Source organism: Acutalibacter sp. 1XD8-36, from assembly GCF_009917525.1.
GTDB lineage: Bacteria > Bacillota > Clostridia > Oscillospirales > Acutalibacteraceae > Acutalibacter.
In genome coordinates this window covers 475,003-491,487 of sequence record NZ_QZDU01000002.1, presented here as the reverse complement: position 1 = coordinate 491,487, position 16,485 = coordinate 475,003, and the positions used below count along the sequence as shown (strand labels likewise).

The 16,485-nt window shown below is 55.5% G+C and carries 21 protein-coding genes and 1 tRNA gene; 14 read left to right on the top strand and 8 right to left on the bottom strand.

Translation table 11 applies throughout. From position 1 onward, the window contains the following. Nucleotides 1–55: 55 nt before the first annotated feature. Nucleotides 56–397 (top strand): hypothetical protein, encoded by a 342-nt coding sequence (locus D5270_RS05975; protein WP_166543208.1) that lies wholly within the window; start codon nt 56–58, stop codon nt 395–397. A 119-nt stretch (nt 398–516) separates the two neighbouring features. Beyond that, a complete protein-coding gene (locus D5270_RS05970; protein ID WP_166543207.1) occupies nt 517–1,128 on the top strand; it encodes a helix-turn-helix domain-containing protein in 612 nt (203 codons plus the stop codon). A 137-nt stretch (nt 1,129–1,265) separates the two neighbouring features. Here the strand turns inward: D5270_RS05970 and D5270_RS05965 are convergent, their stop codons facing one another. The 3 genes from D5270_RS05965 to D5270_RS05955 all read right to left on the bottom strand — a co-directional run bounded on the left by D5270_RS05965 (nt 1,266) and on the right by D5270_RS05955 (nt 3,820). Next, entirely contained in the window at nt 1,266–1,850 is a 585-nt protein-coding gene (locus D5270_RS05965) for an ECF transporter S component (RefSeq protein WP_243150172.1), read from the bottom strand. A gap of 50 nt (nt 1,851–1,900) precedes the next feature. After that, nucleotides 1,901–3,073, bottom strand: a complete 1,173-nt coding sequence (locus tag D5270_RS05960; protein WP_166543206.1) for an NAD(P)-dependent malic enzyme — start codon at nt 3,071–3,073, stop codon at nt 1,901–1,903. Nucleotides 3,074–3,187: 114 nt separating this feature from the next. After that, nucleotides 3,188–3,820 carry an alpha/beta fold hydrolase gene (locus D5270_RS05955; protein WP_166543205.1) on the bottom strand — a complete coding sequence of 211 codons (633 nt, stop codon included), beginning with the start codon at nt 3,818–3,820 and terminating at the stop codon, nt 3,188–3,190. A gap of 129 nt (nt 3,821–3,949) precedes the next feature. On the opposite strand from D5270_RS05955, the gene D5270_RS05950 reads away from it, so the two are divergent. The 3 genes from D5270_RS05950 (at nt 3,950) to D5270_RS05940 (ending at nt 5,459) form a co-directional block, all read left to right on the top strand. Then, nucleotides 3,950–4,612, top strand: a complete 663-nt coding sequence (locus tag D5270_RS05950) for an HAD family hydrolase (RefSeq protein WP_166543204.1) — start codon at nt 3,950–3,952, stop codon at nt 4,610–4,612. A 66-nt stretch (nt 4,613–4,678) separates the two neighbouring features. Beyond that, nucleotides 4,679–5,239, top strand: coding sequence for a DUF2975 domain-containing protein (locus D5270_RS05945; RefSeq protein ID WP_166543203.1), 561 nt, complete (start codon nt 4,679–4,681; stop codon nt 5,237–5,239). Between the two features lie 4 nt (nt 5,240–5,243). Beyond that, nucleotides 5,244–5,459 (top strand): helix-turn-helix domain-containing protein, encoded by a 216-nt coding sequence (locus tag D5270_RS05940; protein ID WP_166543202.1) that lies wholly within the window; start codon nt 5,244–5,246, stop codon nt 5,457–5,459. Between the two features lie 84 nt (nt 5,460–5,543). Here the strand turns inward: D5270_RS05940 and D5270_RS05935 are convergent, their stop codons facing one another. Both D5270_RS05935 and D5270_RS05930 read right to left on the bottom strand, forming a co-directional pair. After that, nucleotides 5,544–6,926, bottom strand: coding sequence for a TrkH family potassium uptake protein (locus D5270_RS05935; protein WP_166543201.1), 1,383 nt, complete (start codon nt 6,924–6,926; stop codon nt 5,544–5,546). A 36-nt stretch (nt 6,927–6,962) separates the two neighbouring features. Next, complete coding sequence (locus D5270_RS05930; protein WP_243150170.1) at nt 6,963–7,505, bottom strand: QueT transporter family protein; 543 nt, start codon at nt 7,503–7,505, stop codon at nt 6,963–6,965. 216 nt (nt 7,506–7,721) lie between these two features. Between D5270_RS05930 and D5270_RS05925 the strand changes: the two genes are divergently transcribed. After that, nucleotides 7,722–7,804 (top strand) — tRNA-Leu (locus D5270_RS05925). Nucleotides 7,805–8,066: 262 nt separating this feature from the next. Here D5270_RS05925 and D5270_RS05920 read toward each other — a convergent pair. Then, nucleotides 8,067–8,318, bottom strand: coding sequence for a hypothetical protein (locus D5270_RS05920; protein ID WP_166543199.1), 252 nt, complete (start codon nt 8,316–8,318; stop codon nt 8,067–8,069). A 204-nt stretch (nt 8,319–8,522) separates the two neighbouring features. Between D5270_RS05920 and D5270_RS05915 the strand changes: the two genes are divergently transcribed. From D5270_RS05915 to D5270_RS05880, 8 genes are all read left to right on the top strand, one after another. Then, on the top strand, nt 8,523–9,239 hold the full coding sequence (locus tag D5270_RS05915) for a YoaK family protein (protein WP_166543198.1): 717 nt from the start codon (nt 8,523–8,525) through the stop codon (nt 9,237–9,239). A 77-nt stretch (nt 9,240–9,316) separates the two neighbouring features. Further along, nucleotides 9,317–10,165, top strand: coding sequence for a phosphoribosylaminoimidazolesuccinocarboxamide synthase (locus tag D5270_RS05910; protein WP_166543197.1), 849 nt, complete (start codon nt 9,317–9,319; stop codon nt 10,163–10,165). Beyond that, nucleotides 10,162–11,019 carry a metallophosphoesterase family protein gene (locus tag D5270_RS05905; protein WP_166543196.1) on the top strand — a complete coding sequence of 286 codons (858 nt, stop codon included), beginning with the start codon at nt 10,162–10,164 and terminating at the stop codon, nt 11,017–11,019. The genes D5270_RS05910 and D5270_RS05905 overlap by 4 nt, the downstream gene beginning before the upstream one ends. A 7-nt stretch (nt 11,020–11,026) precedes the next feature. Then, a complete protein-coding gene (locus D5270_RS05900) occupies nt 11,027–11,713 on the top strand; it encodes a response regulator transcription factor (RefSeq protein ID WP_161472207.1) in 687 nt (228 codons plus the stop codon). Then, entirely contained in the window at nt 11,710–13,110 is a 1,401-nt protein-coding gene (locus tag D5270_RS05895) for a sensor histidine kinase (protein ID WP_166543195.1), read from the top strand. The genes D5270_RS05900 and D5270_RS05895 overlap by 4 nt, the downstream gene beginning before the upstream one ends. Continuing rightward, entirely contained in the window at nt 13,107–14,027 is a 921-nt protein-coding gene (locus tag D5270_RS05890; RefSeq protein ID WP_166543194.1) for a S66 peptidase family protein, read from the top strand. The genes D5270_RS05895 and D5270_RS05890 overlap by 4 nt, the downstream gene beginning before the upstream one ends. 60 nt (nt 14,028–14,087) lie before the next feature. After that, nucleotides 14,088–14,501, top strand: coding sequence for a hypothetical protein (locus D5270_RS05885; RefSeq protein ID WP_166543193.1), 414 nt, complete (start codon nt 14,088–14,090; stop codon nt 14,499–14,501). Between the two features lie 37 nt (nt 14,502–14,538). Further along, nucleotides 14,539–15,378, top strand: coding sequence for an Mrp/NBP35 family ATP-binding protein (locus D5270_RS05880; protein WP_166543192.1), 840 nt, complete (start codon nt 14,539–14,541; stop codon nt 15,376–15,378). Between the two features lie 119 nt (nt 15,379–15,497). Here D5270_RS05880 and D5270_RS05875 read toward each other — a convergent pair whose 3' ends face one another. Next, nucleotides 15,498–15,743: a nucleotidyltransferase family protein gene (locus tag D5270_RS05875; protein WP_166543191.1), complete on the bottom strand. Its 246-nt coding sequence runs from the start codon at nt 15,741–15,743 to the stop codon at nt 15,498–15,500. 32 nt (nt 15,744–15,775) lie between these two features. After that, nucleotides 15,776–16,423, bottom strand: a complete 648-nt coding sequence (locus D5270_RS05870; protein WP_166543190.1) for a hypothetical protein — start codon at nt 16,421–16,423, stop codon at nt 15,776–15,778. Nucleotides 16,424–16,485: the final 62 nt, after the last annotated feature.

Sequence of the window (16,485 nt, the reverse complement as noted above, 5' to 3'; positions counted from 1 at the left end):
GGCAAAACCTAAAAGTCACTGTATAATTTATATTAAAGAATTGAGGTGACAGTCAATGGAAGCCCAGACAGTCCGGAAGCTGTTTACATTATTATCAGCCCTTATATTGGTATTTTCATCCCTGGCGGTACCCGCGCAGGCAGACTCAAAAGGGGGCGCTCCTGCGGAAGATTCGGCGTATCTGAAGCAGCTGTACTACAAGCGCTTCTCCGAGCCGGATAATCCTATCGTGTCTATAGAACCCAATCAGTCCGGTTCCGCTCTCCTCACCTACGCCGACGGAACTACGTCTATTGTCTCTGCAATACCCATAAACGCTCAGCTGCCGACAAATGCGCCTCCGCCCGGCGCTGTGCTGATGGGTGTGTCCGTTGGAATATCACTGTTCCTCCTTTAATTCCGGAGGAATGACCCCCCGCAACCCCCGGTTGACACATTTCCCGCCCTGCTTTCTTGCCCCGCAACCGGCTCATGCTGTAATATTAAGCCATACTAAATCCAAAGGAGTGTTGCAGCATGAACTTGTCAGACCGTATCCAGTCCCTGAGAAAGATTAGGGGCATGTCCCAGGAGGAACTGGCGGACAGGGTGGGCGTCACCCGCCAGGCAGTCAGCAAGTGGGAGAGCGAGCAGTCTATGCCCGACATTGACAAGGTGATAGCCTTGAGCGAGATATTTGAGGTGACTACCGACTTCCTCTTAAAGGGGATTGAGCCGGCTCCCGCAAAAGACCAGGACGATGCCCGCCTGGGCAGCCGGGTGCTCTATGTCGGAGCGCCGGTCATGGTAGCTATCGGAGTGATAGCCGGGTGCTCAAGCTGGTATAGCTCTCAGAATCTTGCCGACGCCTTCAGCTCTATGATTATCCAGGCGGTGGGTATCGCCGGGTACTTTTTCGGCCGTGTCCTGTCGGACCAGCGGCCCAGCTTCTGGACAAAGCTGCTTATGATTATGGGAGTTGCGTTTATGCCCTGTTCCATGCTGGCCGGGATTTTTACCCGCGGGGCTTCGCTCCTTGAGTGGCCGATGTCGCCTTATCCGGTGGAAATCCGGCAGTTTGTGGCTTTTGGGGTGATGTATCTGGCTATAGCAGTGGCGGCAGTGATTTTGCTAAAGCGTAAAAGATAAAAATATTGCTCCCTTATCCGTTTGGATAAGGGAGCAGATTTTTTCGCTTCGCTCAAAGCCAAGACCTTGGGGCGGCTTCGCGCAGGGAATGTCAACGGCCCCAAACCCTGCAACCTTTGAAAAGGCTGACGAAACTTTTACCCCATCTTCTCCAACAGCCTGCTTTTCTTCAGCGCCAGCCTTACTGCCGCGCACAGCGGCACCGACACCACCACTGCAATAGCCGCATTGATGCTGGACGTCACCGCCTTCGTCGCCACAGCGGTCAGCACCGCGCCAATCTCGCTGCCAAGCATCATCCCTTCAACAAACGCCTTGCCCAAGTACAGCACCATATAAGTGGCACTGCCCGCCACAGCCGCAACGATATTCTGCACATGGTTCTCTGCCCTGGCCCCCCTGGCATAAGCCACCAGCCCGCATGCCGCCGCCAGCAGGAACTTGAATGCAAAGGTGAATGGCGCGCTTGTAATATACGCCGGGTTCGTCAGGTCATATAGTCCCGAGCCAATGCCCGCGGCAAGCCCTCCTCCCACCGGCCCCAGCACAAAGCCGGACAGCAGGCAGAAGATATTGCCCAGGTGTATGCGGCTCACGCTCCCGATTGCCACCGGTACGGGCACGCTCAAGTAGTTCGACACGAACACCAGCGCCGCGAACACGCTTACAGCGGCTATCTTATAGATTTTTGTTTGCTTCTCCATACGAACCATTCCTCTCATAACTTAAATATATATTTCCGGCTCTTGTCCGTCGGGAATATTCACTAAGATTATGTGCGCGCCGCACCGGTCTCTCTCGCGGCCTGAGCCACGGCCCCCGCAATAGCGGGCGCGACCTCCTTATTGAAGGCGCTGGGGATAATATTATCTTCGCTGAGCTCACTGTCCGGGATTATCCCCGCCAGCGCCCTTGCCGCCGCCACCTTCATTTCCTCGTTTATCTCTTTGGCCCGCACATCCAAAGCGCCCCTGAAAATGCCGGGGAAGCAGAGCACATTATTTATCTGGTTCACACAGTCCGACCGCCCGGAGCCCACGACCCTGGCCCCAGCCGCTTTCGCCTCGTCGGGGAATATCTCCGGCGTGGGGTTGGCGCACCCGAACACGATAGCGTCCTTCGCCATGGACTGCACCATCTCCTTACTGACACACCCCGGCGCGGAGAAGCCCATAAACACATCGGCCCCCTTTATCACCTCTGATAGGGTACCGCGCTTTCTCTGAGGGTTGGTGTCCTCCGCCAGCTCAGCCTGGGCGGGGGTCATCCAAGACTCGCCCGGGCATAAAGCCCCCTGCCTGTCGCAGACCACCACGTTTTTAAGGCCCAGGGCCATTAGCAGCCTTGTGCAGGCCGTCCCCGCCGCGCCCGCGCCGTTTACCACCGCCGAGACCCCGCCTGTCTCCTTGCCCACGACCTTTAAGGCGTTTATCACCGCCGCCACCGTTACTACGGCGGTGCCGTGCTGGTCGTCATGAAAGACAGGTATGTCAAGCCGCTCCTTGAGACGGCGCTCCACCTCAAAGCACCTGGGAGCGGCGATATCCTCCAGGTTTATCCCGCCGAAGGACCCGGCGATAAGCTCCACAGTGCGCACCAGCTCGTCCACGTCCTTGGAGCGTATGCAGATAGGGAAGGCGTCAACCCCTGCAAAGGCCTTAAACAGCGCGCATTTTCCCTCCATAACGGGCATTCCCGCCTCGGGCCCGATATCCCCGAGGCCCAGCACTGCCGTGCCGTCGGTGACAACTGCCACCAGGTTTCCCCGGCGGGTATAGGTGAAGGATTTCTCCGGGTCCTTCTGTATCTCAAGGCACGGCGCGGCTACCCCGGGGGTATATGCCACCGACAGGTCGTCCCGGCCGTCTAGGGGGCAGGGGGTTTCAATGCGTATCTTTCCACGCCATTTTTCGTGCATTTCCAAAGCTTTTTTGCTATAATCCATGGATATCCCTCGTTTTCTTTAGGCTAATAAAAATATTGTATCACTTTGCCCCGCTAAAATCAACCAGGTCGATTATACAAACATGGTTTGACATTACATTTTGTTTTGGTATGTTTAATGCCTCTCGACGTTCCTGAAAAAGTCCGTCAGCACCCCCGCCAGCGCCTCGGGCCTCTCCTCGCTCACCACGTGCCCGGCACCTTCGATAATCCTCAGCTCCGCACCCTTAATGCCACGGGCTAGGAACCGCGCCGACTCAATATTGGCCCTGTCCTTCTCCCCGCAGATTATCAGCGTGGGGCACCGTACCTCCCCCGTTCTGGAGCTGAAGTCCATATCCTTCAGGGAGCTTGTCAGGGAAAAGGTGCCGCGCTTGTCAAAGGCCATGTCCTTAAAGGCCCGCCCGGGAATGAGGCGGAAGATAGCGCTTTGAAAGGCCAACGCCGCCTTCGGCACCTTGTGGGGAGTGCCGATAAGCACCAGGGACTCCACCCTCTCCGGGAAATCCAGGGTGTAGTTCAGCGCCAGCACTCCGCCCAGGGACAGCCCGCAAAGCTGGACCTGCTCCCCGGCCCCGGCGCAGTATTCGGCAAAGGCGGAGTAGAGGTTTTCATAGACCACATCCCTGCCGTTTAGAATAGAGCCCAGGTCCGGGCAGAGAGTATCTACGGAGTCCTGCATATATGAGAGCGTCTCCTTCCAGCTTGCCGCCTTATGCCCGGTGCCGTGTATGAATATTCTTGTCATGAGGACATCTCCTTGCGCTTTTTCTCATGATTATACCACGGGCTCCAAGCGGATTCAAGCCGCCCCATTGCTTTTCGGCTCCGGCTGGGCTATAATATTGTCAATACAATAGGAACCGAGGTAATATAAATGCCATATAAAGCCTGCATTTTTGATTTGGACGGCACCCTTGCCGACACCCTCCAATCCATAGCCTGTTTCGGCAACGGTACGCTTAACGCCTTTGGGTATCCCTCCATCGACCCGGAGGAATACAAACTTCTGGTGGGCAACGGCGCGGACATGCTGATACGCCGGATGCTGGCCCGGGTTGGCGCCGGTTTAAGCGAGGCTGAAATAAAAAATTTCCGCGCCGAGTACGACCGCCGGTATGAGAGCCGGCCCATGCACCTTGTGACGGCCTATCCGGGCCTTCAGGGCCTGCTCTCAAGGCTTAAATCAAATGGCGTTAGGCTGGGGGTCCTCTCCAATAAGCCGGACAATATGACCCGGGCCATAGTCTCAAAGCTCTACGGGGACACTCCCGGAGCCGTCCGCGGCCAGCTTCCGGGCGTCCCGGCTAAGCCAGACCCCACCGCGGCCCTGGCTATGGCGCGGGAGCTGGGGGTGTCCCCCGGGGACGTGCTGTATATCGGTGACAGCGGAGTGGACATGGACACGGCAAAAAACGCCGGCATGGATTCCTGCGGGGTGCTCTGGGGCTTCCGCACAGAAGAGGAGCTTTTGGAGCACGGGGCGAAGTACCTGGCTGGTGACGCTGCCGCCTTAGAAGATATTATCGATAAACGATAAATATATATTGACAAGCAATATAGTATGGGCTATAATGAAGCCATAAACTCAGTGGAGGTGTCTTTTATGGCTGCCCGCAATGCTTCGTGGACAAAGGCCGCAACAGTTATAGCCCTGATTCTCCAGGCCTCATTTATCATTGCAGCCTTTGTCTTCTTTGTCCTTATATTCCATGTAATAATAAACCCGGACACGGTCTCCGGCAAGCCAATTAGTATATATTTCTATGGCGTCAGCTTCTCTGTAAACGATGTTGCCGCATACACTGTCGGGGGCAAGGTGAGTATCTCAGGCGTGGTGCTGTATCTGCTCTATGGCTGTGCCCAGGCCATAATAAGCGCGGCGGCATTTAACAGGATATACGCCGTGCTGGAATACTCCAAGACCCGGCCCCCTTTCCGCTGGGAGAATGTGGAGAAGCTTCGCAGGGCTGGCTTTCTCTTTCTCTCAACTGTCCTTCTGCAGTTTCTCCTTGCGCTGCTTGGCATGATATTCGTCCGGGATGTAATAACATTCGCTGTGAATATTAAGCTGGACAACGCAATAATCGGCGTGATAGTCCTCTGCGTCGCCCAGATATTCGCCCAGGGTGTACAGATGCAGGAGGAACAGGACGGCCTGGTGTAAGCCTATGGGACAGATAATACTGCGCCTGGACCGCCTGATGGTGGAGAAAAAGATATCCCTTAATGACCTTGCCGCTCAAGTGGGCATTACCTACGTGAACCTCTCAAAGCTCAAGAACAACCACGTCAGCGCCATACGCTTCTCCACCCTGGCGGCTATCTGCGAGGCCCTTCACTGCCAGCCGGGGGACATACTGGAATATGTTGAGGGCGGGGAATAAAGTATAATAAAAAAAGCACCGTGCGGGGCTTTCGCACGGTGTTTTTTCTATTGACTTAAACTGGGCTTATTATCTTTCACAGCTTTATCCGATAAGCATCCGGCCCTCGGGCAAAATGCTCGGTGCGCTTTTGGACTTCATCATTATAGACAGGCCGAAGGACACCGGGCCCACCCTTCCGATGAACATGGTAAGGCATAGGATGATTCGGGACAGGGGCTCAAGCTTACCTGTCACCCCCGCGCTAAGGCCCGCCGTACCAAAGGCAGAGGCCGCCTCATACAAAAGGTCAATGAACCGTATCTGCGGGTTCAAAAGCGTAAAGGCGCAGGCGTCCGCAAACACCACGCCAAGCCCCAGGAGAATCACGGTTAAGGACTTGTATACAACCCCGGGGGCAAATCTGTGCCTGAGGACAACGGCCTCGCTCCTGCCACGAAGGGTAGAGATTACCGTCACCAGCAGCACCACAAGGGTGGTGGTCTTCATGCCGCCTGCCGTGGAGCCAGGACAGCCGCCTATGAACATCAGCGCTATGGAGAGCACCTTTGTGAAGCTGCCCTGGGCGCCGATGTCCACAGAGGCAAAGCCTGCCGTCCTGGTGTTTACAGACTGAAACAGCGCCGTATTTACCTTTGCCGGGAAGCTCAGGCCAGCCATGGTCCCGCCGGACTCCATCAGCAGGAAGCCCAGCGTGCCAGCTATTAAAAGGGCACAGGTTGCCCGCAGGCATACTTGGGAGTGGAAATTCAGCCGCTTGCGGCCCTGGTGCTTTAGGGGAGAGACAAGCTTACATTGGTATATGTCCCGCACCACCACAAACCCAAGCCCGCCGGTAACTATGAGCGCGTCTATTGTCAGGCAAACTAAAGGGTCGCCGGTAAAGGCCGTGAGGCTGGAGTTTCCGGGCACAAAGCCCAGTATGTCAAAACCGGCGTTACAGTATGCGGAGACCGACACAAATACAGAGGGCCATATCCCGCCTATGCCGTACTCTGGCACGAAGCGCAGCATCAGAAGGCCTGCACCTAAGAGCTCACAGGCGAAGGTGAAAAACAGCATGAGCTTTAAAAGCGAGGCGGCGTCCGGCATGTCGCTGCCAGAGGCCTCGCCGGTGAGAAGCATTTCACGAAGGCCCAGCCGCCTGTGCACAAGAAGCGAAAAGGCCGTGGCAAAGGTCGAGAGGCCAAGGCCCCCCAGCTGTATAAGCAGCAGGACCACCGCCTGCCCGAAGGGGGACCAGTATCCGGTGGTGTCCACAACCGAGAGGCCGGTCACGCAGGTGGCTGAAGTCGCGGTGAACAGGGCGTCCAGAGGGCTGGTAAAGGTGCCGCCGGCCGAGGACACCGGCAGTGTCAGGAGCAGGGTCCCGGCGGTTATCAGCAGCACAAAGCTCACCACTATCACCCTCACAGGGGCCGCGCTCTTTTTTACCGTATTAAGCGTCCGCCTTGTAAAATATGTCAATTCACCCGCCCGCCTTTCAAAGCAAAATCAAATAATTTATCCGGCGCTGGCCATAAGCCTGTTAAGGCCTGTCTTTTCAATGGCTATCATCAAAGGCACCCCGAGAGCATAGCAGACCACCAGCTCGCCAATGCCAACCGAGACCGCCCCGGCCAGGAAGCCTGCCAGTGAAGCGTTGCCCCAGCTGAACACCCCGGCCTCAGAGAAGCAGCAGAGCTCAAATCCGACTATCACGGCGTTTGCGATAACCGGCGGCAGGGGAGCCAGCCAGGCAATCCCTTTATAGCGCACCCTGGAGAGGGATAGGGTACCCACTGCCGCCACAAAGGAGGCGAGCGTGCCGAACACCCAGTCCACTATCCCAAAGGGGCTTGTGAGGTTGGCGATAAGGCATCCCAGCATGAGGCCCGGTACAGCGGCAGGGGTAAACACCGGCAGCACTGTAAGCGCCTCGGAGAACCTGAACTGTACCGGCCCGTAGGCCAGATTCATGGCTGCCGCAAGATATGTAAGCCCGGCGTACATAGCCGCGATGACCGCGCTTACAGCGATATAACGAACTTTCCTTGAGCTTGACATTAACATTCCTCCAAATTTTCGGTTCCGGCGCCCCTTCATAAAAGGCTCTGTGGGCCCCGGCCCCTTAGTTTTGTTTAAGGTCAGGATTTCACGACTGACCGCGGCCAAAGCCCGGCCGCAAGGATAAGGATACGATATTTTGAAAAAAAAAGCAAGGGCTAGACTGAAATTTCCCCTTGCGCTTTTTGAGAAAAGGAGGTATAATAAAATAGTCGTGCGGGCGTGGCGGAATTGGCAGACGCGCCAGATTTAGGTTCTGGTGGGAGACTGTGCAGGTTCGAGTCCTGTCGCCCGCACCATCCAGCGTGAGAGTTGGCCCCGCCAACTCTTGTGGACAACAAATTTGCGCACCCAACAAAGTGGGTGCGCAAATTTTATACATGCCAATAATTTACAAGCAAAAATTTTCAGTACCACCCTATACCCAACCCTCGCCAATCAACAAATAAGCCAAACCGCCGCCAGAGTTTACTCTGGCGGCGGTTTTCCCGAAAGAATTGCAGGTAGTACGGCTGTGGACAGCAGTTTCCCATTATGCCGGACTGGTGAATCGGGGCGGGCTCAGGTGGTTTCTGCACGCAAAAAGGTCTCGCCATCAGCTTCGGTGCTCCAGCCCAGGACCTCGATATCCCCCTCAGGTCCAGGCAGCTCGCGGCAGACCGGGTGGTAGGTCTTTCCGTCGCTGCCCTCAGCTATGCCCCGGAGGTTGTCGAAAAGCAGGGTGACGCCGTTATCCAGGTGGATTTTGCGGCAGAAATTTACGGGCTCGCTTTGGCTTTCTTTGAAATAAACAGGTATGGCTTTGATAGGCATAAGGCTTCACTCCCTAGATGTCGGTAAATTTATTTTACATTATCTTTTGCCGTTTTTCAATAGGGAAAGAGAAATAAAGCAAAATAAATGTAAAAAAGTGAAAATTTACGGCTTTGCAGCCCTGTCTTGCAATTTTGGCGTAAACATTTTATACTTATCCTGTAAATCCTGTAAAAACTAGACCGTAGGGAGTGTTTACTTATTATGAAAGCTGATTTAAAAAAGGACTATCTTGTTTGTGAGCAGAAAACGATTTACGCCCTGCTTATGGCAAGCGCCGGTATGATGGGCACCTATACATATGTCCTGCGCGGGGGCGTGTTCTGTAACGCCCAGACAGCCAATGTGGTGGTTATGGCAATAAGCTTCGGGAAGGGCGACTGGCTGGGCGGACTCTATTTTTTGATACCTATATCGGCGTACCTTCTGGGCGCCTTTGTGTCGGAGATACTGCCGTCGCCGGTGAGGAAGCTGGGCTTTCTGCGCTTTGATACCTGCCTGATTATTTTTGAAACTGTGGTCCTGCTTATTATAGGCTTTATCCCCTTGTCAGTGCCCCATCAGGTAGTGCAGGTCATTGTCAATTTTATTGCGTCAATGCAGTACAACACCTTCCGCCAGGCGGAGGGTATTCCCATGGCGACAACCTTCTGCACGAACCATATCCGGCAGATTGGAGTAGGTTTGGCAAAGGCGGTGGGCAAAAAGGACGGCGTGGCTATGCGCCGGGGGCTTATCCACGCCGGGATGGTATCTGCTTTCTTTTTCGGCGCAGCTGTGCTGACCTTCTTATGCCCGCTTTTGGAGGAGAGGGCGGTATGGGCCATACTTTTGCCAATGGGCTTTGTACTGGTAAAGCTCATCCGGGCGGACCTGGGGGCCGAGCGTGATATGCTGGACCGCAAGCCCTCCGGGCACTAGCCGCCGTTGGCCGGAGGTACTTGAAAATCTTGCGGATTTGCGCTATACTGGTAAAAAACTGAAAGGACGGTTGCAAAATGAAAAAAATCATCAGCGGCAAGGTACGCGAGGTCTATGAGGTTTCAGAGGACAGGCTTGCCATTGTCACCACGGACCGTATTTCTGCCTTCGACGTGATACTCCCCACGCCTATCACAGATAAGGGCAGGGTGCTCAATTCCCTGTCTTCGTTCTGGTTTGGTTACACAAAGGATATCGTGAAAAATCATATGGTCTCTGAGGACCTTAAGGATATGCCTGAGGAGCTGCAGGGCCCGGAGTTTGAGGGGCGCACGATACTTGTAAAGAAGCTTAAAATGCTCCCATTTGAGTTTATTGTCAGGGGATATCTCTTCGGCTCCATGTGGAAGGAGTACCAGAAGACCGGCGGCTTCTGCGGCACGAAGTTCCCGGAGGGTATGCAGCAGGCGGAGAAGCTTCCCGAGCCCATCCTCACCCCCTCCATTAAGGCTGAGGAGGGCCATGACGTGAACGTGTCCTTCGAGTATATGGAGGAGAAGCTGGGCCATGACATGGCAAAAAAGGTCTGTGACACGGCAATGGCCCTCTATAAGCGGGCATATGACTACGCCTATGAGCGGGGTATAATAATTGCCGACACCAAGTTCGAGTTTGGCCTGGACGAGAACGGCGAGCTGGTAGTTGGCGACGAGGTCCTGACCCCGGACAGCAGCCGGTTCTGGAGCAGGGATGCCTATAAAACCGGTACTTCACCCGAGAGCTTTGACAAGCAGTACGTCAGGGACTGGCTGACTGAGAACGGGCTCGACGGCAAGACCCCGCCCCCGGAGCTGCCCGAGGAGGTAGTCAGAAGGACCCGGGAGAAGTATCTGGAGTGCAGGGAGCGGCTGGTAGGCAAACAGTGATACGCTTTTTCGTCTTCAGCGACCTGCACCACGGAGAGGTGGAGAGCGACGGCAGGCGCGTAGTAGAGCTGACGGCCCGGGCCAGGGAGCAGAAGCCGGATTTCATAATCTCCCTGGGGGATTTGTGCCCGCCGGTAGAGGAAAACCGCTGGATACTTAGGGAGTTGGAGAGCGTGGGTGTGCCGGTGCACCATACGGTTGGAAACCACGATACTGACAGGCATACGTTAGCTGAGGTGATGGATTTTCTGGGGCTCAAAAGGCCATATTACTCATTTGAGTTTGGCGGCGTGAAGTTTATTGTACTCAACACCTGTTATATATACAGGGAGGGGGATTTTATACCGCTTTATGGCAGGAACTACAAGGAGCGCGGGGATAGCACCGTCCGTTACCCTGTGCTCCCGCCGGAGGAACTGGACTGGCTGAGCGGGGAGCTGGACTGCGGCAAAAGCTGTGTGATATTTTCACACCACAGCCTGATAAATGATTTCCCGGGGCGCGGGGTGTGCGGGCAGGCCGGAGTCCGGGAGAGGTTCCGGGGCAGGGACGTGCTGCTCTGTATGAACGGCAACGACCATGGCGATGACTTCCGGGTAGCGGAGGGCGTGCCCTATTATCTTGTGAATTCAGCCAGCTATATGTGGTGCGAAAGCATAGTCCGCTATAAAAACGCCCTGAGCGTCTGTGTGGAGATGGACAGGCAGGAGCTGCGGATTTCAGGCATGGAGAGCGGGTATATTACGGAAACGCCCGAGGACGGGAAGCTGGGCGAACGCATATGGAACGGCGTTGGGATTGCACCCAGGACAAGCTCATATACAATAAAAAGGCAGACGGCAGGAAAGGAGTGACACCGCTATCTACCGTATATTAGTAGTGGACGACGAGGAGAAAATACGCACACTTATCCGCAAGTACGCGGAGTTTGAGGGCCATAAGGTCACAGAGGCCGAAAACGGTATGCAGGCGGTGGAGCTCTGCCGCCGGGACCCGGGGGCCTTCGACATAATAGTTATGGACGTGATGATGCCGGAGCTGGACGGATTTTCCGCCGCCGCCGAGATAAAGAAGATTTCCCCCGCGCCGGTGCTTATGCTTTCGGCCCGGGGGGAGGAGTACGACAAGATTCACGGCTTTGAGCTGGGGGCGGACGACTATGTTGTGAAGCCGTTCTCCCCCAAGGAGCTGATGATGAGGGTGAATGCCATTATGAACAGGGTGCGCCCCGCTGTGAGCCAGCCCAGGCAGACGGAGAGCTTTGAGGGGCTTACGGTGGATTTAGGGGCCAGAACTGTGGCGGTGGACGGCGAGCGGGTGGAGCTCTCGCCCAAGGAGTATGACCTGCTCACCTACCTAATGAAAAACCGGGGGTTGGCGCTGACCAGGGAGCAGCTGCTCACAAATGTCTGGGGCTATGACTTCTATGGGGACGACCGCACCTTGGACACCCATATAAAGCTCCTGCGGCGCAGGCTTGGGCCATACAGCAGGTTTATTGTCACCATCAGGGGCGTGGGGTACAGGTTTGAGGCCCAGGAGCCATGAGAGCAAAAAGGCGCACGGGGGTGCGTTTTCAGATGGCTGTGGGCTTCGGCATATTCGCGCTGGTGACGGTGGCGCTGCTGTGGGTGTTCCAGATATTTCTGCTCACGCCCTTTTACCAGGCCATAAAGACAACAGAGGCCAAGCGAATCTCGGAGCAGGTGGCGCGCAGGCTTGACAGCGACGAGCTGATGTCCGCCGCCTATGAGCTCTGCGCCGGTACAGGGGCCAGCATTTTCGTCAGCGACGAGCTGGGCAGGGAGTATGTGGGCTATAAGTATGGCTTTACCACAGAGAGCCTGGCCTATGGGCTCAGCCGCATGGAGCGGGCCGCCCTTTTTGAGGAGGTCAACCTGCTTGGAGGGGAGTACACCCGGATATTCAGCGAGAGGCTATTGCTGTACGCCGTGACTGCCCGTACCCCGGCGGGTAATCACAGGCTTGTGATTATCGAGACGGAGATAACCCCCCTGGCCTCTACGGTGGAGACCCTTACAGTGCAGCTTTTGTGCCTGACGCTGATACTGCTGCCGCTGGGCATAACCCTTGCGGTGGTTATATCCCGGCGTATAGCAAAGCCCATCACGGAGATAACCGAATCCGCGAAGCGGTTGGGCGGCGGGGACTATTCCGTGCACTTTGAGGGCAGGGGCTCCAGGGAGGTGAGCGGCCTGGCGGACACCCTGAACTTTGCCGCGGACGAGCTGTCAAAAACCGACGGCCTCAGGCGGGAGCTTCTGGCAAATGTCTCCCACGACCTGCGCACGCCACTCACCATGATAAAAGGCTATGCCGAGGTCATGCGGGACCTGCCGGGGGAGAACACCCCTGAGAACGTGCAGATAATTATAGACGAGGCAGGAAGGCTCAACGACCTTGTAAACGACCTTCTGGATTTGTCCAGGCTTGAGGCCGGGGTGCTGGAGCTGCAGAAGGAGCGCTTTAACCTCACCGGGAGCATTAGGGAGATACTCACCCGCTATGACAAGCTTGCGGATTTTAAGTTCCCCTTTGAGCCGAAGGAAGAGGCATATATTACGGCGGACAAGCTGAAGATATCCCAGGTGGTGTATAACCTGGTGAATAACGCCGTGAACTATGCCGGGGAGGACAAGACCGTCTCGCTCACCCAGGAGGTGCTGGACGGTAACGTGCGCATATCCGTGACGGATACCGGCGAGGGCATTCCGGCCGATAAGCTCCAGGACATTTGGGACAGGTACTATAAGGTGGACCGGGAGCATAGGCGGGCCCAGGTGGGCACAGGGCTGGGGCTGTCAATAGTGAAGAACGTGCTTGACCTGCACGGCGGCAGCTATGGGGTCATAAGCGAGCTGGGGAAGGGCAGCACCTTCTGGTTCCAGCTGCCTATGGATGGAGAAAGGAATGATGATAAATGAGAGCAAAGCCACTTAGCAGGGGCGGCGTTATCGGTATGTGCTCACCTAGCCACGTGCCGCTGTATGAGGCCGCGCCCGGGCAGGAGATACCATGGTCCAGAGAGTATAAGAATATAATCGCGGGGATGGAGAACGAGGGCTTCTCCGTGGTGCAGGCAGATAATATGTATAAGGATACCTGGGGCTATCTTGCGTCAGATACAGAGCGGGGCGCTGACTTTAACCAGCTTGCTGCAAATAAGAGCGTTGAGTATATACTCTTCGGCGGGGGAGAGGGCGCGCCGGAGGTGCTGCCGTACCTGGACTTTGAACTGTTCAGGGAGAACCCCAAGCGCATTTGCAGCTACAGCGACGGCACAAGCATTTTAAATGCCATATGGGCCAATACCGGCCTTGAGACCTACTATGGGCAGAACCCCACTGTTTTCACCGGATGGACTGACTATAATAGGCGGCACTTTGAGGGGCATATCCTGAGTGACAGCATGACTGTCCACGAAAAGAACTCGGAGTGGGTAACCTGCACTGGGAGTGCCGCCGAGGGTGTGCTGTGCGGAGGGTATACGATGAACTTCGCGCTGCTGCTGGGGACGAAGTATTTCCCGGTGGACAATAATGAGCCGCATATATTGTTTTTAGAGGACCACGAGAAGTTCGGCGGGCCGGACCATGTGAGCGCTATGCTGGGGTATATCGAGCAGAGCGATTTTATGCGGTCCGTCAGAGGCCTTATCTTCGGGAACTTCCGGGACAGTTCCTGTCCGGAGCTGTACGCAAGGCTCAGGGTGCTGGGAGAGCGGCAGGGTATCCCTGTGGTGTACTGCGACGACTTCGGACATGGGGAGAACCATGGGGTGCTGCCCATTGGCAGGATGGCGCGGCTGGACGGAGATAAGGGAGAGCTCAGGTATCTATAAACTTTTTTGGAATATTGCCGAGGTTATAGATGAGAATACTTTTTTGGGAGGCAATTTAAAATGGCTGTAAATATGGACAATGTCAGCAGGATATCACCCATGAAGACTATGACCTGGGCAAAGGCCGGGAATGAGGGCGCAGAGGCTCCCGGGGATTTGGAGAAAGAGCCTGAGGCGGGGCTGTCTCCTATAGAGAGGGCGCTGCAGGGCACTACTAAAGAGGAGATAACCGCCTGGATGGATAAATGGGAGGCCCAGCACCCGCTTGAGATAAACTGGAACGCCACTGTGGACCCGGACGGCAGCAAATACTCAAAAGCCTATTTTGAGTCTATGGCTGTTCAGCTTGAGGGCGTGGGCAAGGGCGAAAAGGTATTTACGGAGAATATTCAGGAGAACGCGCGGTCATACGCCCAGAGCGTGCTGGATAAGCTGATAGCGGAATATAAGAAAACCCACGGCATAATACTATAAGAACCATATAACAATTTAAATCAAGGAGAATCACAAAATGAGCGAGAATATTGAAAACTGCACCCATGACTGCTCATCCTGCGGGGCCGACTGCCCCTCAAGGCAGAACCCGGAGAGCCTTATCGAGCCTCAGAATGCCCTTAGCAATGTAAAGAAGGTCATAGGCATTGTGAGCGGCAAGGGCGGCGTTGGCAAGTCCCTGGTGACGTCTATGCTGGCAACTACCCTTCGGCGCAGGGACTGCTCGGTGGGCATACTGGACGCGGACATTACCGGGCCCAGCATACCCAAGTGCTTCGGGCTGAAGGGCCGGGCCACAGCGGACGAGAGCGGCATGTACCCAATCTCTACCAAGACCGGGATAAAGGTAATGAGCATTAACCTGCTTCTGGAGGAGGAGACCGCGCCGGTGGTGTGGCGCGGGCCGGTTATTGCCGGGGCCATAAAGCAGTTCTGGACGGACGTGGTCTGGGGGGATGTGGACTATATGTTTGTGGACATGCCCCCCGGAACAGGAGATGTGCCGCTGACGGTGTTCCAGTCGCTGCCGCTTCAGGGGATAATCATCGTGGCGTCACCACAGGAGTTGGTGGGGATGATAGTTTCCAAGGCCGTGGAGATGGCGAAGCTGATGGAGGTGCCGGTGCTGGGGCTGGTGGAGAATATGAGCTATTTCAAGTGCCCGGACTGCGGGAAGGAGATAAAGGTATTTGGAGAGAGCCATATTGACGAGGTTGCGGCCAAGTACGCCCTCCCGGTGCTTGGGAAGCTGCCCATTGACCCGGCACTTGCCAGCGCATGTGACAGAGGGATAATCGAGCTGTTCGACGGTGAGTGGCTGGAAGGGGCCGCAGACGCTGTCGAGGGACAAAAGTAAAAGTTTCGTCCACCTTTACAAAGGTGGCGGGGCATGGGGCAGAGCCCCATATACTTTGCCGAAGGCAAAAAGAAAGACAGGCAGAAAAGCCTGTCTTTTTATATTCTCCCCACTATCAATCAATCCTCAGAACCGGCAAAAAGCTCCTCCACTATCTCTTCAGCCTGGGCCCTCTTCTCAGGAGCAACATAAACCTTCATCCGCTCCCTCATGCCGGTTTTCATAACCAATCCCGCCCCATGAACAGGCAGCGCAGTACAGGGAATACCATTTCCCTCTAAAGCCTGCATAAGCGTCTGTGCCCACATAGCATCTTTCTCTACAAGAAATTCAAACCCGCCTTCAGAAGACTTAGTATTTTCCACTGTAAACTCCTTTCACAGGAACAGCACCCTGATTACTCTATGCTAACATCCATCCCCATCTCAACAGAAATATCGCTCTGGACAGCGCCGTCAGCGCCCTCAACACCGGAGGCCGCCTGATTCTCTTGCTGCTGCTCCTCGTCCTTGAGCTCAGACTTAACCTTCTTATTATCCGGCTCCTCAAGCATACGCATAGCCATTGCCATCATGTAAAGCTTTGGGTCGTTCTCAAGCAGGTACTTCTCGTCTTTGGGAGGCACCTTATGCCCCTTCTGGATGTTCTTCGCTATTTTGGAACAGCGCTTCATCTTCTCCAGGGCCTCCTTTATGGCCTTCGCCTGCTGCTCAGACTGCTCGGCCATCTGAGCGTTCTGCTCCCGAAGGCTCGACAGCATCTGCTTCATTGACTTCATGGCGCTGAGCTTGTCTTTAAGCTTCTGGTCGGCGGGAGAGAGCTCCTTGGGTTCAGTAATCTCCTCCTGGGGCTGTTGTTCCTCTGCTTTCGGGGGCTCCTTGCCCTGGAGAACAGCAAGGGCCTCCTCTGAGAGCTCAAGCCGGTCTTCCCTCTGCTGCTGGCGGCGCTCGGCCTTAGCTACTGGCTCGGCGCGCTGGGACTCTGACGCGGCCTGCGGGACGGCGGTGCCCCTTGGGGCCGGTGCGGACGGTATCTTCATTGCCATAATATAACCCCCTTTGACTTTATAATCGGCAAAAGAAACCATAAATTAAGTGAAAGAGGGAT

Coding starts and splice junctions, on each gene's coding strand:
- D5270_RS05890 (WP_166543194.1), top strand. CDS start 13,107: ATGAGAGCAAAGCCACTTAGCAGGGGCGGCGTTATCGGTATGTGCTCA.
- D5270_RS05915 (WP_166543198.1), top strand. CDS start 8,523: ATGAAAGCTGATTTAAAAAAGGACTATCTTGTTTGTGAGCAGAAAACG.
- D5270_RS05975 (WP_166543208.1), top strand. CDS start 56: ATGGAAGCCCAGACAGTCCGGAAGCTGTTTACATTATTATCAGCCCTT.
- D5270_RS05955 (WP_166543205.1), bottom strand. CDS start 3,820: ATGACAAGAATATTCATACACGGCACCGGGCATAAGGCGGCAAGCTGG.
- D5270_RS05895 (WP_166543195.1), top strand. CDS start 11,710: ATGAGAGCAAAAAGGCGCACGGGGGTGCGTTTTCAGATGGCTGTGGGC.
- D5270_RS05920 (WP_166543199.1), bottom strand. CDS start 8,318: ATGCCTATCAAAGCCATACCTGTTTATTTCAAAGAAAGCCAAAGCGAG.
- D5270_RS05950 (WP_166543204.1), top strand. CDS start 3,950: ATGCCATATAAAGCCTGCATTTTTGATTTGGACGGCACCCTTGCCGAC.
- D5270_RS05880 (WP_166543192.1), top strand. CDS start 14,539: ATGAGCGAGAATATTGAAAACTGCACCCATGACTGCTCATCCTGCGGG.
- D5270_RS05910 (WP_166543197.1), top strand. CDS start 9,317: ATGAAAAAAATCATCAGCGGCAAGGTACGCGAGGTCTATGAGGTTTCA.
- D5270_RS05885 (WP_166543193.1), top strand. CDS start 14,088: ATGGCTGTAAATATGGACAATGTCAGCAGGATATCACCCATGAAGACT.
- D5270_RS05965 (WP_243150172.1), bottom strand. CDS start 1,850: ATGAGAGGAATGGTTCGTATGGAGAAGCAAACAAAAATCTATAAGATA.
- D5270_RS05945 (WP_166543203.1), top strand. CDS start 4,679: ATGGCTGCCCGCAATGCTTCGTGGACAAAGGCCGCAACAGTTATAGCC.
- D5270_RS05970 (WP_166543207.1), top strand. CDS start 517: ATGAACTTGTCAGACCGTATCCAGTCCCTGAGAAAGATTAGGGGCATG.
- D5270_RS05960 (WP_166543206.1), bottom strand. CDS start 3,073: ATGGATTATAGCAAAAAAGCTTTGGAAATGCACGAAAAATGGCGTGGA.
- D5270_RS05930 (WP_243150170.1), bottom strand. CDS start 7,505: ATGTCAAGCTCAAGGAAAGTTCGTTATATCGCTGTAAGCGCGGTCATC.
- D5270_RS05870 (WP_166543190.1), bottom strand. CDS start 16,423: ATGGCAATGAAGATACCGTCCGCACCGGCCCCAAGGGGCACCGCCGTC.
- D5270_RS05940 (WP_166543202.1), top strand. CDS start 5,244: ATGGGACAGATAATACTGCGCCTGGACCGCCTGATGGTGGAGAAAAAG.